The 14,734-nt window shown below is 64.5% G+C and carries 15 protein-coding genes; 5 read left to right on the forward strand and 10 right to left on the reverse strand.

Annotation, left to right across the window (positions count from 1 at the left end; all coding sequences use genetic code 11):
• From Q0C23_RS09505 to Q0C23_RS09520, 4 genes are all read right to left on the reverse strand, one after another.
• On the reverse strand, positions 1 to 693 hold a 693-nt coding region (locus Q0C23_RS09505; RefSeq protein ID WP_291512139.1), incomplete at its 3' end, for a magnesium chelatase domain-containing protein.
• Between the two features lie 3 nt (positions 694 to 696).
• Positions 697 to 975, reverse strand: coding sequence for an accessory factor UbiK family protein (locus tag Q0C23_RS09510; protein ID WP_291512140.1), 279 nt, complete (start codon positions 973 to 975; stop codon positions 697 to 699).
• A 10-nt stretch (positions 976 to 985) separates the two neighbouring features.
• Positions 986 to 2,173, reverse strand: a complete 1,188-nt coding sequence (locus Q0C23_RS09515; protein WP_291512141.1) for an FAD-dependent monooxygenase — start codon at positions 2,171 to 2,173, stop codon at positions 986 to 988.
• Positions 2,160 to 3,401 (reverse strand): FAD-dependent monooxygenase, encoded by a 1,242-nt coding sequence (locus tag Q0C23_RS09520; protein WP_291512142.1) that lies wholly within the window; start codon positions 3,399 to 3,401, stop codon positions 2,160 to 2,162. Before Q0C23_RS09520 ends, Q0C23_RS09515 begins: the two co-directional genes overlap by 14 nt.
• Before the next feature lie 85 nt (positions 3,402 to 3,486).
• Between Q0C23_RS09520 and Q0C23_RS09525 the strand changes: the two genes are divergently transcribed.
• From Q0C23_RS09525 to ubiD, 5 genes are all read left to right on the forward strand, one after another.
• Positions 3,487 to 4,287 carry a TatD family hydrolase gene (locus Q0C23_RS09525; RefSeq protein WP_291512143.1) on the forward strand — a complete coding sequence of 267 codons (801 nt, stop codon included), beginning with the start codon at positions 3,487 to 3,489 and terminating at the stop codon, positions 4,285 to 4,287.
• A gap of 3 nt (positions 4,288 to 4,290) precedes the next feature.
• The gene (locus Q0C23_RS09530; RefSeq protein ID WP_291512144.1) at positions 4,291 to 5,031 is read left to right on the forward strand and encodes a tRNA threonylcarbamoyladenosine dehydratase; all 741 of its coding nucleotides are present in this window, start codon (positions 4,291 to 4,293) and stop codon (positions 5,029 to 5,031) included.
• Between the two features lie 75 nt (positions 5,032 to 5,106).
• Positions 5,107 to 5,499 (forward strand): SCP2 sterol-binding domain-containing protein, encoded by a 393-nt coding sequence (locus Q0C23_RS09535; protein ID WP_367273193.1) that lies wholly within the window; start codon positions 5,107 to 5,109, stop codon positions 5,497 to 5,499.
• 9 nt (positions 5,500 to 5,508) lie between these two features.
• Positions 5,509 to 6,387 carry a phosphate/phosphite/phosphonate ABC transporter substrate-binding protein gene (locus Q0C23_RS09540; RefSeq protein WP_291512146.1) on the forward strand — a complete coding sequence of 293 codons (879 nt, stop codon included), beginning with the start codon at positions 5,509 to 5,511 and terminating at the stop codon, positions 6,385 to 6,387.
• A 46-nt stretch (positions 6,388 to 6,433) separates the two neighbouring features.
• Positions 6,434 to 7,906 (forward strand): 4-hydroxy-3-polyprenylbenzoate decarboxylase, encoded by a 1,473-nt coding sequence (ubiD, locus tag Q0C23_RS09545; protein WP_291512147.1) that lies wholly within the window; start codon positions 6,434 to 6,436, stop codon positions 7,904 to 7,906.
• Positions 7,907 to 8,032: 126 nt separating this feature from the next.
• Here ubiD and Q0C23_RS09550 read toward each other — a convergent pair whose 3' ends face one another.
• From Q0C23_RS09550 to Q0C23_RS09575, 6 genes are all read right to left on the reverse strand, one after another.
• Complete coding sequence (locus Q0C23_RS09550) at positions 8,033 to 8,953, reverse strand: Brp/Blh family beta-carotene 15,15'-dioxygenase (RefSeq protein ID WP_291512148.1); 921 nt, start codon at positions 8,951 to 8,953, stop codon at positions 8,033 to 8,035.
• A complete protein-coding gene (locus tag Q0C23_RS09555; RefSeq protein ID WP_291512149.1) occupies positions 8,950 to 10,116 on the reverse strand; it encodes a lycopene cyclase family protein in 1,167 nt (388 codons plus the stop codon). The genes Q0C23_RS09550 and Q0C23_RS09555 overlap by 4 nt, the downstream gene beginning before the upstream one ends.
• Complete coding sequence (locus Q0C23_RS09560; RefSeq protein WP_291512150.1) at positions 10,113 to 11,072, reverse strand: phytoene/squalene synthase family protein; 960 nt, start codon at positions 11,070 to 11,072, stop codon at positions 10,113 to 10,115. Before Q0C23_RS09560 ends, Q0C23_RS09555 begins: the two co-directional genes overlap by 4 nt.
• 8 nt (positions 11,073 to 11,080) lie before the next feature.
• Positions 11,081 to 12,589: a phytoene desaturase family protein gene (gene crtI, locus Q0C23_RS09565; protein WP_291512151.1), complete on the reverse strand. Its 1,509-nt coding sequence runs from the start codon at positions 12,587 to 12,589 to the stop codon at positions 11,081 to 11,083.
• A complete protein-coding gene (locus tag Q0C23_RS09570) occupies positions 12,586 to 13,443 on the reverse strand; it encodes a polyprenyl synthetase family protein (RefSeq protein ID WP_291512152.1) in 858 nt (285 codons plus the stop codon). The genes crtI and Q0C23_RS09570 overlap by 4 nt, the downstream gene beginning before the upstream one ends.
• Before the next feature lie 76 nt (positions 13,444 to 13,519).
• The gene (locus Q0C23_RS09575) at positions 13,520 to 14,281 is read right to left on the reverse strand and encodes a bacteriorhodopsin-like (protein WP_291512153.1); all 762 of its coding nucleotides are present in this window, start codon (positions 14,279 to 14,281) and stop codon (positions 13,520 to 13,522) included.
• Positions 14,282 to 14,734: the final 453 nt, after the last annotated feature.

The following is a 14,734-nucleotide window of genomic DNA, read 5'->3' on the forward strand; positions in this document are numbered from 1 at the left end:
TGCGAGCATAGTTTTGCCGGTGCCCGGCGGACCCGACAGAAGCAGATGATGCCCACCCACAGCGGCGACGACGAGTGCCCGCTTGGCCATTTCCTGGCCTCGGACATCGGCCATATCGGGCATCGCCTCAATCCATGCTTCGGGGTCCTCTGCAGCGCTGGCAGCGTATGCCGGCAAGGGTTGCTGCCCACGCAGGTGGGCCACGGCCTCGGCCAGCTTGCCGGCTGCGCGGATGACGGGGCCATCGGCGAGGACTGCTTCCTCGGCGTTGCCGTGGGGAAGGAGCAACTCCCGGCCTGCGGCGCCGGCCGCCAAGGCAGCACTCAAAGCACCGGGAACCGGACGCAGGCTTCCATCCAAGGCGAGTTCACCGATGCATTCCGTCGCAGCCAGGGCCGCCATCGGGATCTGACCACTGGCCGCAAGGATACCCAAGGCGATGGGCAGATCGAAGCGACCGCCCTCTTTGGGCAGATCTGCCGGGGCGAGGTTGACGACGATGCGTCGCGCCGGAAAATCCAAGCCGCTATTCTGGATGGCCGAGCGTACGCGGTCGCGGGCCTCCTTCACCGCCGTCTCGGCGAGCCCGACGATGGCAAAGGTGGGCAACCCCGGGCCGAGATCGCACTCGACCACCACTTCGGCTCCCTGAATACCGGCAACCGCCCGACTCTGAACGATTGCCAGGGGCACGAATCAGTCCGCTGCGGGCGGTTCGCTGGCCGGAGCTTCGTCCGAAGGATGCTCGCCCTCCAGGCGGGCGACGCGCTCTTCCAGTGCCGCCAGACGGGCGCCGAGTCGCGCTACGAGATCCTGTTGGATGTCGAAATCCTCGCGGGTAACGATGTCCAGACGATCCAGAGCATTGGCCACCGCGGCCCGCAACTGCTGGTCCACGTCTTCCTTGACGGAACCAAGGCGGGCGAGGGTGTCGCCGAGGGCGGCGGCAAGATTGTCGGCAATACGGTTCTGCATGACAGACTCCTCAGAGGCCTGTGGCCTGACGAATGAAAAATGCCTTGACGGGTGGAATCAGATTGCTGCCCAGAAGACCGATATCGCGCAGGCCGGCCAGGGCAGTACTGCGGTTGGAGAAAAGGTGGTTGAGGGCACCGCAAGTGAGTACCGTGATCAAATTGTCGGGACGACGCCGGGCTTCGTACTGTGCCAATACCTGGGCCGAACCCCAGTCCCGACGCTGCCGCTGCGCTTCCAGAAGCACCAGACGCAAGGCAGCGACATCGCGAAAACCCAGATTGACGCCGAGCCCAGCCAGCGGGTGAACGCCGTGGGCACTGTCGCCCAAGACGACCACCCGCTCACCCCGATAGCGGCTGAGATGTAGCGCCGACAAGCGGTGGTGGCCGCGCTTGCCGATGGCCGTGAAACGCCCCAGCTGGGCTCCAAAACTTTCCTGCAGCCGGCATAGAAACTGCGCGTCGGGCAGAGCCAGTAACTGCCGCGCCAGGCGGTTGCGTGCACTCCAGACGATGCTTGCGCGTGGCCGTCCCTCGGCATCGTCGCTGAAAGGCAGCACGGCCAGCGGCCCTGTGGGGAGGAAGCGCTGGTAGGCTACCCCGGCGTGGGGCCGCTCCGTCCAGATGGTCGCGGTGATGGCCTGCTGTCGGTAATCCTCTCGCCAAATGGGAGCGGGCGCGCACTGGTCCCGCAACGATGACTCTCGGCCCTCAGCGATGGCCAGCAGCGATGCAACGATCCTCGTACCGCGCCCGTCGTACAAGAGTCGGTAATTATCCTGAAGGGGACCCGCCTGCCACTGAGTATCGTAGTGCAGGGCGGCCCCGCTGCGCCGGAGGGCACCGTGCAGGGCCTGCTCCAGCCGTCGGTTCTCCACCATGTAGCCCAGCCGTTGCAATCCCTGGTCTTCGGCATCCAGCTGTATGCTGCCTGGCCATTCCTGGTCCCAGACCCGCATCCGCACCACCGGCGTTCCGAGGCTGATGACATCGATGCCAAGATCCGTCAAAAACTCCGCGGCGGCAGCATTGACGAGACTGATGCGCTGGTAGGGATCCGAAGCGGCGCAGGCGGCCGCGCTGCGCCTTTCGGCAACGACCACCCGCCAGCCTTCCCGAGCCAGGGCCAGAGCCAAGGCGGCGCCAACCATCCCGGCGCCGGACACCGCTATGTCATAGGAATCAGGATCGGGCATGGGCGGCGTTCTCCACGTCGAGGTCGGGAATACTGCTGTCCACGGGCAGGCGCAGGCCTGCCAGGCGTGCGGCGAGACGGGTCTTGACGGTAGGCGACCACTGCAGCGCCGCGAGCCCAGCTGCACGGAGCAGGTGCAAGGGTGTGAGGTCGATCCCGAAAAGGCGATTCATCCCTTCGGTGAAGGCTATGATTTCCAGACGATCGCGCCGGCGGATGCGCTGAAAATCTTGCAGTACCCCAGTCCCGCCGGGATCTTCCCCACGCTCCAGAGTTTCCCGCAGGAGGGCCGCAAGGGTGACACTGTCGCGCAGACCGAGATTGTAGCCTTGACCCGCAAGGGGGTGCAGGGTCTGGGCGGCATTGCCCAGCAAAGCCACGCGAGTTTCGGGCGCGGCCAGATATTGCTGAAAGTGCAGGGGATAGAAGCCGCGATTGCGCACCTCGGTGACGGCAGCGAGGCCTTGGGGTCGGACGGCATTGAGTTTCTGCAGAAAAACGAAGTCGTTGGCGTAAAGCAGTGCGGCAGCCTGGCTGGGATACAGGCTCCACACCAGCGAGAATTCCCGCGGCGCCTCCACCGGCAGAAAGGCTAGGGGGCCGCTGGCGAGAAAGTGCTCGTAGGCACAACGTTCCCCCTGGGGTTCGCTGGCGACTCGGACCCGGGCGATGAGGGCATGGCGGTTGTGATCCCAGCCTCGGCGTTGCAGACCCAGCAGAGGACCGAGATGACCGTGGCCGCCATCGGCGAGGACGACCAGTCGCGCCCGGACCTGCCTACCCGGCCAGCGCAGCTGGACGTGATCCGGATGCCAGGAAAAACCCTGCAGTGGTCCCCACGGTTGTGCCGCGATCGTCCCCCGCTCTTGCAGCGTCTGGGCAATGGCAGCACTGAGGACGGGTAGTGGCCAGACCTCCCCCAGGCGCTTTTCCGGAGCCTGCAGAAGGCGGTGGGAAAGCTCTACCCGGGGGCCCGCTCCCGCCTGGGAAATCTGTACCCGCCCGATGGCTCCTGCTCCCGGATCCCCAAGTCGCACCCCGAGGCCATCCAGCAGGCGGCGTGAACCCAAGGCGAGGGCGACGGTTCTCTCAACGCTGGAATCGGGGGCATGGGCCGTCGCCGGACGGGTGTCCACCAGAATACAGGACACTCCGTATTCGCCAAGAGCAAGGACGAGGCTCTGCGCCACCGGGCCGTTACCCAGCACAGCGATTTCTGCGCTCTCCATCCGCTCAGCCGTTGCAGGATTCATGGTCCCATTTAAGAGCAAAGCCCGAATCAGGGCAAGGGGAATCGTTGTCGATCCAGCTGCCTTGCCGTACTCTGCGGCCATGGCCCAGGGAATCATCGACAGCCACTGCCACCTCGACGCTCCGGACTTTGCGCTGGATCGCGCATCGGTTTGGGCAAGAGCGCGGGCCGCTGGCGTCACCGCGCTCATTTTGCCGGCCTACGACCCGCGGCAGTGGCAGCGGCTAGCGGAGGTCGCAGCCACCAACTCGGCCTGGTTTGCTGCCTTCGGGGCACACCCCTGCTACCTCGAGGCCTTGTCGGAGACCATGGTCCAATCCTGGGAGCGGGATCTTCGTCGCTATCTGGGCGCCGCCGTCGCTCTGGGCGAGGTCGGCCTGGACCGGGGGGCGGATGCAGCGCCGTGGAAGGTGCAGATGGACTTTTTGAATCGACAGCTGGACCTTGCCGAGGAGCTGAACCTGCCCGTCATCTTCCATGCTCGTCGTAGTACCGAAGACCTGCTGCAGACCCTGCGGCATCGATCTGGCCTGCGCGGCGTCATCCACAGCTTTGCCGGAAGCTGGGTGCAGGCTCAGAAAGCGCTGGATCTGGGTCTGCACCTCGGTCTCGGCGGCGCACTGACGCACCCACGCGCCCAGCGCCTGCGGGAACTGGCCGCACGCCTACCGGCGGGCACCTTTCTCCTGGAGACCGATGCCCCCTGGCAGGCACCTGCCGACGGGCTCGGAGGGCGTAATGAGCCGGCCCGCATCGTCTCGGTGCTCTCTACTCTGGCCGCGCTGCGCGCCGAGGACCCAGACTCCCTGGCCGCCGCCACTGCGGCGACCGCCCGATCCCTTTTTGCCCTGTCGGAATCCTGAACCATGGAAAGCCCCTTCAGCCGTACGGAAATTCTTTTGGGAAGCGAAGCGCTAGACTATCTCGGCCAGTGTCACGTCGTGGTGGCGGGTCTGGGGGGTGTCGGTGGTTACGTGGCCGAAAACTTGGCGCGCGCCGGCGTCGGTCGGCTGACCCTCATCGATCACGATCGGGTCGGTGTGAGCAATCTCAACCGCCAATTGGTGGCCCTGCACTCGACCATCGGACGTATGAAAGTGGCCGTGATGCGGGAGCGCATTGCAGACATTGCGCCAAACTGCCGGGTGGATGTGCGCGAGGTCTTTCTCGATGGCCGCAATGTCTACCCGCTGCTGGCCGAGATCGGTGCCGACATTCTCGCCGACTGTATCGACGCCATCGCCTGCAAGGTCGAGCTCATCCTCGCTGCGCAGAGTCTGGGACTATCCGTATTCTCGAGCATGGGTGCCGGCAATCGGCTGGATCCCGCTCAGATTCGCCTCGCGCGCCTGAATCAGACCGAAGGCTGTCCGCTGGCGCGGGAGGTGCGTGCCCTGCTGCGCAAAGCAGGCGGTAGCCTGGACCTCTGGACGGTGTACTCGCGTGAGACACCGCGACCGACGGCACCGGCCGAAGCGCCCACGGCGGGTCCTGGAGGGCGCGGCAAGACCATCAACGGTACCATCTCCTACATGCCGGCCTTCTTCGGACTCTGGCTGAGCAGTGCGATCCTCCAACATGCTTTGCGTTCGGGCGGATTTTCGTAGTTCGTCTAAATGCTGCCTAAGAGTCGGAGGAGTCCGTATTAAGTAGAATTTGCTTATAAAATAATGGTGGCGAAAATGGCAGCGAAATTCATGAGTACCGAGTGGATTCGGCAGGTAGGAAAGCAGTGGGACAACCACCCCGAAATCCAGAAAGACCTGAAGCATTTCAATGCGACTTGGGAGTACTATATCGAGGATCGCCCCGACATACCCCACGTCATGCTGTTCTGTAAGGCGGGCAAAGTCATCTATGCCGGTCCTTCGGACGGTCGACGTCGGGATTTCATCATGTGGACGACCCTCGACAACTGGAAAAAGATCCTGAGCGGTGAGCTCAGCGGCAAGGCGGCCCTGATGACCCGTAAACTGAAATTCAAAGGGTCCATGATGACGGCCATGAAGTATATGACTCCTTTCAATATCCACCTGAATATCCTCGGCGAGATTCCGGTGGATTTCGATATCTGAGGGCGCGGTATGAGAGAGGGCAACGATCCCGTCGGTGGCACCAGTGCGGAAATCCTGGCGCTGACGGTAGATCCCAATTATTCCGGCAAGAATCTTCCGGCCTGGTTCCTGTTCAATACCTATCTGCAGAAACATTTGGGCCTGCGCATGCGCTTTTCGCCTTTCGAGGATTTTTATGCCTGTCGCAAAGCGATCCTCGGGGGGCAGTACGACTTGGTCTATGCCAATCCTTTCGACTGGGTCCAGTATCGTGACAAGGCAGGCTTCGAGCCCTTGGTGAAACCGCGGGAGCACTACGATGAGGTTTACCTCTGCGTGCGTGAAGACAGCGATATCCGCAGCTTGGCGGACCTCCCGGAGCGTCTGCGGATCGCTTCGGCGAGCCCGGAGACCCTGGTGCACATGGTTGGGCTCTTCCTGCTGGATCGCGCCGAGGTGGATCGTGCGCGCCTGGATTTCCATTTCACCGGTAGCTATCGCTCGGTCCTGCAGGCCCTGCTGCAAGGGCAGGCGCAATTGGGCTTCGTTTTCAATGAGGTCTTTGACGCGGCCAGTAGCGTGGTGCGCAAGGGCCTACGGGTCATCGCCCGCTCCGACGACGCCTTTGCCTTTCATGCCTTTTGCGCCGGACCGCGACTCCTGCCGCGCCGCGAAGAGCTTGTGCACGTGCTCTGTGCCATGACGGAAGAGGAGGGCGGGCGACGACTGCTGGCCGACCTGGGTTTCAGTGGCTTTGCTCCCGTCGCCGAGAGCGAGGTGGAATGCCTCACGGTCCTCGCGGAGGAGTACATCAGCGGTCACGAGGCCATCGACATCCGCGCAACTTCGTCTGTGGCGGTGGACGATACGGCATTCGTCGTGGCGCGGGAGGACCCGCCGGACACTTGAGCGATGCCGGCAGACAGCGGGCTCGGAAAATGGTTAGAATCGTCGGATGAGCTATCGTGACCTGCGTGCTTTCCTGGCGGACCTGGAGCGCCGCGGCCAATTGCGGCGAATCTCTACCCCGGTGTCACCGGTATTGGAGATGACGGAAATCTGCGACCGCAGCCTGCGGCACGGCGGTCCAGCCATCCTTTTTGAGCAGCCGACGGGTTTCGATATTCCCGTCCTCGGTAATCTCTTCGGTACGCCGGAGCGGGTGGCCTTGGGCATGGGCGGTGAGTCGCTGGCGGATCTGCGCGAAATCGGTCGCCTTCTCGCCTATCTCAAGGAACCAGACCCGCCCAGGGGGCTGCGCGAGCTTTGGGAGAAACTGCCGACCTTACGCAAGGTGCTGCACATGGCGCCCCACACCCTGCGCAATCCTCCCTGCCAAGAGCTGGTGTTGGAAGGCGACGATATCGACCTCACCCGCTGGCCGGTGCAGACTTGCTGGCCGGAAGACGTGGGGCCGCTCTTGACCTGGGGTCTGACCATCACCCGCGGCCCCCACAAAAAGCGCGCCAACATGGGGATCTACCGTCAACAGCTCCTAGGACCGCGCCGCGTCATCATGCGCTGGCTGGCCCATCGCGGCGGCGCGCAGGACCTGCGCGAGTTTCAAAAGCAGCACCCGGGCGAGCCCTTCCCCGTGGCTGTGGCCTTCGGGGCAGATCCCGCGACGATCCTCGCGGCGGTGATCCCCATCCCCGATACCATCTCCGAGCACCAGTTCGCAGGACTCCTGCGCGGCGCCCGCACCGATCTTGCCAACGCCACCCTGGTGCCCTTGCAGGTACCGGCCCATGCCGAGCTGGTCCTGGAGGGCCATATTTACCCGGACGATTTTGCCGTAGAGGGCCCCTTCGGTGATCACACCGGCTACTACAACGAAACGGAGCGTTTTCCCGTCCTCACCATCGAGCGCCTGACCCACCGCCGCGACCCCATCTACCACAGCACCTACACCGGGCGTCCGCCTGATGAACCCGCCATCCTCGGGGTGGCCTTGAACGAGGTCTTCGTCCCGCTGCTACAGAAACAGTATCCGGAGATCCTCGACTTTTACCTGCCTCCCGAAGGTTGTTCCTACCGACTGGCGGTGGTGCGCATCCGCAAGGGCTATCCGGGCCACGCCAAGCGAGTCATGTTCGGGGTGTGGGGTTTCCTGCGGCAATTCATGTACACCAAGTTCATCATCGTCGTGGATGAGGACATCGACGCGCGCAGCTGGCCGGACGTGATCTGGGCCATGACCACACGCATGGACCCGGTGCGGGACACCCTGCTGGTGGACAACACCCCCATCGACTACCTCGATTTTGCTTCGCCGGTGGCCGGTCTCGGCGGCAAGATCGGCTTCGACGCCACCAACAAGCTCCCGGGCGAGACCCAGCGGGAGTGGGGACGACCCATCCGCATGCGGGACGACGTCCGCGCCCGCGTGGATGCCATTCTGGCGGAGCTGGACCGGCCTTTGTACTGAGCGGATATTCGCCGCAACGAGGCCGGCGCGCGTGGCGAGATGCGGTTGTCAGTTGCGCCTGCCTCGATGGGATTCTCGTCTCATGGGGTAGTTGCGAGCGACGGGGTCCCTGTCTTGCGGTCTTCGTCACGCGGGCGTGTGGTTTTCGGCGTACTCCACCACCAGCACATGCGGTAGGGTGACGGCCGCAAGTCCAATGAAGACCACGCGCAGCAGGCCTTCGCTCCCCGCCGCCTGGACAGGCAGCCCCGCCAGCCAGGGCCAGGCCAGCGCGGCGCCGACCACGGTAAGCGCCGTGTAGCCCAGCGCCATGGCCGCCAGGCGCGGACGACGATCGCTGGGCACGGCCTCGGTGACCAGGCGTAGATGCCGCAGACTGTGCAAGGCGCAGAAGTAGACGAGGAAAAACCACAAGGGTGGCAGCAGCAGCGCCAACGCGGTAACGCCTCCAAGCTCGGCTGCAGCGGTGCGCGGGCCACGTCCCAGCGCCAGAAGCGCCACGGTCAGCAGTGCCACGAGGAAAAAGGGACCGGCTGCGGTCAGGATATGTGCGAGGGCCTGCCCTCCCGCGCCCGCCAGCATACCGAAGGCCGCATCGATCTGGCCCGGCCAACGCCAGGCCGGAAGCCCCAACATGGCGATACCGGCGCCGAAGCGGGGCAGGGAATGCAGGGATGGGCGCCAGTCGCTCCCGAAATGCCAGGCGGAGACCCCAAGAAAAACCACCAGTGCCGCAGTCGGAGCCGCTCGCCAGGCCCATATCACGAGCAGCACCAGGGCGACGTAAGCCAAGTGGAAGACCACGCAGCCCGTGGGCGTGTGCCACAACTCTGCTCTGCGCGCGACCCATGGATCGAGGGCGCCATGCGGCAGTCCAAAGAGAGCCACGGCCACGGCCAGGAAAAGCACGAGCCAGGTGCCAATGTCCGCAGTGCCGGTCTGCATGACCAGCGTATACCAAGCAACTACGCCCGAACCCAGAGCAAGAAAAACCCAGGTCTCCGTGGCGAACGAGCTGGCGGCCGTGCTGTGGGTCCGGGCGTTCACATGGTCACCGCTGCGCTCGGTCGGGGTCGTGAATGCATCAGCGCACGCAGGAAGGGCGCCGGCGGCAGGGCGGCGACGATGCGTGCGAGATCCGCAGGCCGGGCCGCGTCGGCCATGAAGCGTGCGAAAACGGTGCCCGGCAGGGCGCGCGCCAGTGCCGTGAAAAAGGCTGGGGTACGCTCCGGTTCCGCCGCCAGGACGCGCAGAAAGGTGGTGTCCATCCAAGCCTGCAGGCGGGGCTCCCGGGGATGCCCACAGGGTGCGGCACCCCGAGCCAGCGCCTGCGCGCAGCGATCCGCCCAGGCCTGGATTCGGGCAAAGCCGTAGCCCGAAGCGGCGCGCAGAGCGCCGGCGCCGATTCCCGCGCAGACCACCGCGGGCGATGCTTTCACCGTGTCCACGACAGGAAGCCCCATGGGAAGGGTGGCGCTTTCCTGTCGCAGTACCTGCGCGCTAGCCCAACCGCGGGCTTCCAGTACGGCGTCGAGGTCGGCCTCGAGCACGCCGGGGTCGAGGGTCGTGGTGGAGAAGCGCGTCGCCTCTACCAGAGCCCTCTCCGGAGAGAGCGGCAAGACGTAGGTAAAGACAAAGCCATGGGCGTCGGTGTGCATGTCCGTCATGAGCTCCACTACACCGTCGTCCACGAAGCTGCCGGAGAGAACGATCTCGCGACCAGCGAAAGACTGTCGAAGCGTTGCCTGGGCTATCCTTTGTATCGACGGTGGACGTGTGTCTACAGCCCAACGCGCCCGCACGGTCCCCGCACTGCTGCTGATCTCGACGCCTGGATCCAGCGCGCGGATCGAATCGACCCGATGGCCGCGTAGGAGCTGGATCCGCGGCGTCTCGGCAATCTTCGCCAGTGCTGCAGCATAGACCGCACTGCTGCGCAGATAGGCGTAGCACCAGCCTGCCGCCGACAACTCCAGGCCGGCATCGGCACGCGCGGCGATGCGCCAGCGTTGCCAGCGGCGGGTCGCGGCAACAGCCCATGGGCTTTGCTCGGGAGTGAAGAGACACCAACTGCGGTCGTCGGTGTACTCGAGACGCGGCTCGACAAGGAGCACGGAGCCATCGAAGTTCTGCGCGGCAAGACGCGACGCCAGGGAGAGTCCGGCCAAGCCGCCGCCGACGATGACGAGATCGACATCGACCCTGTTCATGCGGAGTTCCCCGCTCTGCGCCGCGCTGCAAGGCCGGTGACGCAGCCTCGCAGCGCCTCCTGCAGGCGCGCGTCGTGGGTAGCATCGCGGCGGTGCAAGCGTCGTTCCGTCACGAAGGCCAGTACCGCGCCAGCGGCGCGATGGATCTTTGCGAGTGGTCCGAGTACCGCGCGGCGGTCCCAGCTGCGGTAGCCGCTGGCGGCGATGCGAGCGCCGATGGCCCGATACATCCGTGCCGCAGTCAGGATCCCCAGTCGCGCTCGCGGTGGCAAAAAACCCATCCCTTCCTCACCGCTGGCATAGTAGCGTTCGGCCAAGATCAGCAGGCGCCGGGTACCCTCGCGCAAGGTCGCTTCCAATGATGGGCTGGGCAGCAGGATCGCCGCCGGTTCGATCTCGCCTACCCAGCTTGCCGGCAGATAGCGCCGGTTCATGCGAGCGTCCTCGCCCACATCGCGGGCGATGTTGGTGAGCTGCATGGCGATACCAAGATCTATGGCAAAGGGCTCGGCACGCGGATCGTCGACATCCAGAACGCGGCACATCATCAGACCGACGGTGCCGGCCACCTGCCAGGCGTAGCGGATCAGAGCGTCCTCATCGGGCATGCGCACGGGCGTGAGGTCGCTGGCCAATCCGGCGATCAGCGCCAGTGCCGGCTCAATGGGCATGCTCGTATCCGCCTGTAAGGCCAGCAACGCCGCCAGATGGGGGTCGTCGCTGACGCCGGTCTCGAGTGTCCACGCGACGGCGCTCAGTCTGGCGCGCGCCGACTCGGGATCACCGGCGCCATCGGCGAGATCATCCACATACCGGCAGAAGGCATACAGGACCGCTGCGCGCTCGGCGTGTACCGGACCCAGCAAGTGACTGGCGGCAAAAAAGGTCCGGCCGTGGCGACGCAAAACCTCCCGGGCCGAGGCGGATGGTCTCGTACCAGCGTTCCGCGCGCTCATGAACGTGCTCATACGACGGCCGGTAACGCTGCTCTCATGCGCCCTCCCAGTGCCTCCGGTAGTAGGCGATCCACCACCTTCGCCGAGCACAGGACGCCCGGCAGTCCCGCACCGGGGTGGGTGCCGGCCCCTACCAGGTAGAGATTGCGAGGGCCCTCGCCGCGGTTGTGGAAACGGAACCAGGCCGACTGGCGAAAGTGCGGTGCGATGGAGAAGCCGGCGCCCAGGGGCGACAGGTAGCGCTCGGCGAAGTCTTCGGGGGTCACGAAGAAGTCGGCGCGGATCGTTGCCGCCAGATCCGGCAGGATGGTAGAGCCCAGAGCCGCCACGATCCGGTCGCGCAGGCGCGGACCCTCCACCGCCCAGTCGATATCCGCCGAGAGGTTGGGCACTGGGACCAAGGCATAGAAGCTGTCGCAACCGGCGGGAGCAAAACTCGGATCCGTTGCGGTAGGCCGATGCAGGTAAATGGAGAAATCCTCGGCCAGCACCTTGCGGTGAAAGATGTCATCCAGCAAGGCGCGGTAGCGCGGACCCATCCAGATGGTGTGGTGAGCGACCTCCGGGTACTGGCGTGCCGCTCCAAAGTAGAGCACGAACAGTCCCATGGACTGTTCGCAGTGACGGGCCTTGAGTCGCGCCGAGAGTTTGCTGACGGTACGTGGCAAGAGCTGCTCATAGAGGTGCACTGGGTCGGCGTTGGAGATCAGGTAGTCCAGCGCAAGGCGCGTGCCATCGGCGGTGTGCACGGCGCGCGCCCGATCTCCGTCGACTTCGATGGCGGTGACGGTGGTGCCGAGACGCAGCTCGATACCCTCCTCCAGCATCAGCCGCCCCAGACCATCGACGAGAGCGCCGGTCCCGCCCATGGCAAAGTGCACGCCGTGGGCGCGCTCAAGAAAATGGATGAGTGCGTAGATGCTGGTGGTGTCAAAGGGATTGCCGCCCACCAACAGTGGCTGGATGGAGAAGGCCTGACGGATCTTCTCGTGCTGCACGTAGTGCGCGACCATCTGCCAGACAGTGCGCCAGGCCCCTAGCTGCACCAGGTGAGGTACCTGTTGCAACATGAAGCTGAGGCGGTGAAACGGCACGTCGCCCAGCTGGGTAAAGCCGACCTCGTAGATGCGTCGCGACTGCTCGAGCAGCGCGCGGTAACCGTCTACGTCCGGCGGATGAATGCGGGCGATCTCCGCCAGCGTTTGCTCGATGCCGCCGCCGTAGTCAAAGGTATCACCGTCGTGGAAGCGGAAGCGATACCACAGCGGCAGCGGCACGATCTTGACGTAGTCCGCTGTGGACTTGCCAAAGAGTGCAAAAAGCTCGTCGAAGAGGAAGGGCGCCGTCAGGACTGTGGGTCCGGCATCGTGACGAAAGCCATCCCGCTCATACACCTGGGCACGGCCCCCCAGGCGCGGAGCGCGATCGATTACAGTCACCGAGTGACCCTTGGCGCGAGCGCGCAGGGCGGCCGCTATGCCCCCGAAACCCGCACCGATGACGACGACTCGGCTCATGCGCAGGCCCTCACACTTGTGGCGAGGTCGTTGGCGTACTGAGCGGCCAGTTCTGCCAGCAGGTCACCGCAGCCAGAGGGCAGGCGCAGCGCGGCTGCACGCGCCTGCGTGAAACGCTCCAGAGCCAGGGCGCGCGTGGCCGCAATGGGCTCCGCCACGCCGCGCGCCGCAAATACCGCCACCAGGTTGAGTTCCTTATGGAGAGCGTCGCGCGCCTCGTCGACCAGATCATCCGCTGCCTGATACCCCACGGCAAAGCAGGCACAGGCCTCGGTCGCGGCTGGAATGAAGGCTTCGCGATGGGCGAGGGTCAGGGAAAGTTCCAGCGGCAGTATCAGTAATGGACCGGATTTGGCGCGGGCGACCCGTTCGTAGGTCTCCAGGGAGTCCGGAATCGCCGTGCGCAGTGCAAGATCCTCACCCTGGCCGCGGATCACCTCGGCTACGCGGCGGTGCACGCACGCCATCAGGGGCGCAGCGCGCGCGCCGGTATCCGTCAGTGCCGCATAGGCGGCGGAGAGAAAGAGATCGCCGGCGCAGATGGCCACGGCTTCGCCGAAGCTGTGCCACAGGGCCGGCCGGCCGCGCCGCTCGGTGTCCCGGTCCTGCAGATCGTCGTGGACCAAGGAAGCGTTATGCAATAGCTCGCAGGCGCTGGCGACGGCAATGGCGTCGTCGTGGTTTACCCGGAGCGCCGTGCAGGCCTGCAGTGCCAGCCGCGCCCGCACCCGCGAGCCGCCGGCCTGAAGGTGTGCGGCGCAAGCCGTCGCGGCTCCGCCCGCGTTGAGCTGTATCAGGTCGTGCATACGTTGCTCGACCTGCTGAAGATGGGTTGTCGCATTCTTGCTGTCCATGGGGTACCTCGCAGTCGTGCGCTGGAGGGCAGGGCGGGGCAGGGCCCCGCGGCTGCGCTGAGAAGGACGTGAAGGCTCAGGCCTTCATGCCTTCCGCCTCGGACTTACGGACCGCGATGGTGTAGATCAGTAGGCCGAATATGACCTTGGCCGTGAGGTCGGCGACGGCATAGCCGATCTGGATCACCGTGGTGATGGTGCCACCATCGAAGGACACCACAAAGGGCAGGAAATACACGATGGGGTAGAAGAACCAGGCTACGACAGTAAGGTTGCGGGCGAGTCGGACCAGGCCACGTGCCGTCTCCGGCTGACGTTCGATGGCTTCACCGAGACCACTGTAGAGGGCAAAGACGATATACAGGAAAGGGATCATCGACAGGACACCACCGATGAGGCGTGGAGCAGAATCGTTGGCGCCGGAGACCTGACCGAAATAGCCGAGCAGGATCATCAGTGCGGCAGCGCTGCCGAGTTTCCACGCGCGAGAAATGGTCTCGGCCTGCGGTAGACGCATCACGAGGATCAATTCGATGAGCAGCAGCGGCACGGTGAGGAGCCAATCCGTATAACGATAGATTTGGTTGTACGGCACACCCGTGGCACTGATCACACCGTTGACGACGGTATAGGTGGCGTCCCAGCTGTCGAAGAGGCGCCAATAGTTGTAGAAGGCGATGAAGGTTACCAGCCCGGTAATCGTCAGAGCCGTCTTGTAGTGCGACGAGACCTGCGAACGACCGAACCAGAAGAACAGGCTTGCGGCGGCGAAGGCCGCAATGCACAGGGAGAGCACATCGGAAACCAGAAAGAATTGACTTGCGCTGAGTACTTGCATGGAACGACTCCCGTGCCTCAAGGGCATACTTGTGCGTTTAGGACAGAGCGAAACAGCACGGGTACAAACCGTCGATGACGTCTTTGTACTCTTCTGGTGGGCGTTCGTACTCTAGTGGTAGGCGTTTTTCGATGATTCCATACCCTTATTAAGGGTAGTGCTAGATCCTGGTCTGTCAAATGGAATGGCTGTGGCTGGGCTTTGCCACAGAGGTATTCGGATCCTTCTTGCGGGGACCCTGATGTGCTGCCATGGAAGCGCAGGCGCCACATCCCCGCGACGGGTAGGCGACGGGCAGAGGGACGCTGCCACCCTGGCCGCGATACAGAAAAGCACGGGATTTCAATGGCACCGCAAGTGGGGCGTGGCCGCGTGTGCCGGAACTGCGAGGAACGGAGTGGAGCGGGTGATGGGAATCGAACCCACGTCATGAGCTTGGGAAGCTCAGGTTCT

Source organism: Acidithiobacillus sp., from assembly GCF_023256195.1.
Lineage (GTDB): Bacteria > Pseudomonadota > Gammaproteobacteria > Acidithiobacillales > Acidithiobacillaceae > Acidithiobacillus_A.

Coding starts and splice junctions, on each gene's coding strand:
- Q0C23_RS09510 (WP_291512140.1), bottom strand. CDS start 975: ATGCAGAACCGTATTGCCGACAATCTTGCCGCCGCCCTCGGCGACACC.
- Q0C23_RS09515 (WP_291512141.1), bottom strand. CDS start 2,173: ATGCCCGATCCTGATTCCTATGACATAGCGGTGTCCGGCGCCGGGATG.
- Q0C23_RS09520 (WP_291512142.1), bottom strand. CDS start 3,401: ATGGAGAGCGCAGAAATCGCTGTGCTGGGTAACGGCCCGGTGGCGCAG.
- Q0C23_RS09530 (WP_291512144.1), top strand. CDS start 4,291: ATGGAAAGCCCCTTCAGCCGTACGGAAATTCTTTTGGGAAGCGAAGCG.
- Q0C23_RS09535 (WP_367273193.1), top strand. CDS start 5,107: ATGGCAGCGAAATTCATGAGTACCGAGTGGATTCGGCAGGTAGGAAAG.
- Q0C23_RS09540 (WP_291512146.1), top strand. CDS start 5,509: ATGAGAGAGGGCAACGATCCCGTCGGTGGCACCAGTGCGGAAATCCTG.
- ubiD (WP_291512147.1), top strand. CDS start 6,434: ATGAGCTATCGTGACCTGCGTGCTTTCCTGGCGGACCTGGAGCGCCGC.
- Q0C23_RS09555 (WP_291512149.1), bottom strand. CDS start 10,116: ATGAACAGGGTCGATGTCGATCTCGTCATCGTCGGCGGCGGCTTGGCC.
- Q0C23_RS09560 (WP_291512150.1), bottom strand. CDS start 11,072: ATGAGCGCGCGGAACGCTGGTACGAGACCATCCGCCTCGGCCCGGGAG.
- crtI (WP_291512151.1), bottom strand. CDS start 12,589: ATGAGCCGAGTCGTCGTCATCGGTGCGGGTTTCGGGGGCATAGCGGCC.
- Q0C23_RS09570 (WP_291512152.1), bottom strand. CDS start 13,443: ATGGACAGCAAGAATGCGACAACCCATCTTCAGCAGGTCGAGCAACGT.
- Q0C23_RS09575 (WP_291512153.1), bottom strand. CDS start 14,281: ATGCAAGTACTCAGCGCAAGTCAATTCTTTCTGGTTTCCGATGTGCTC.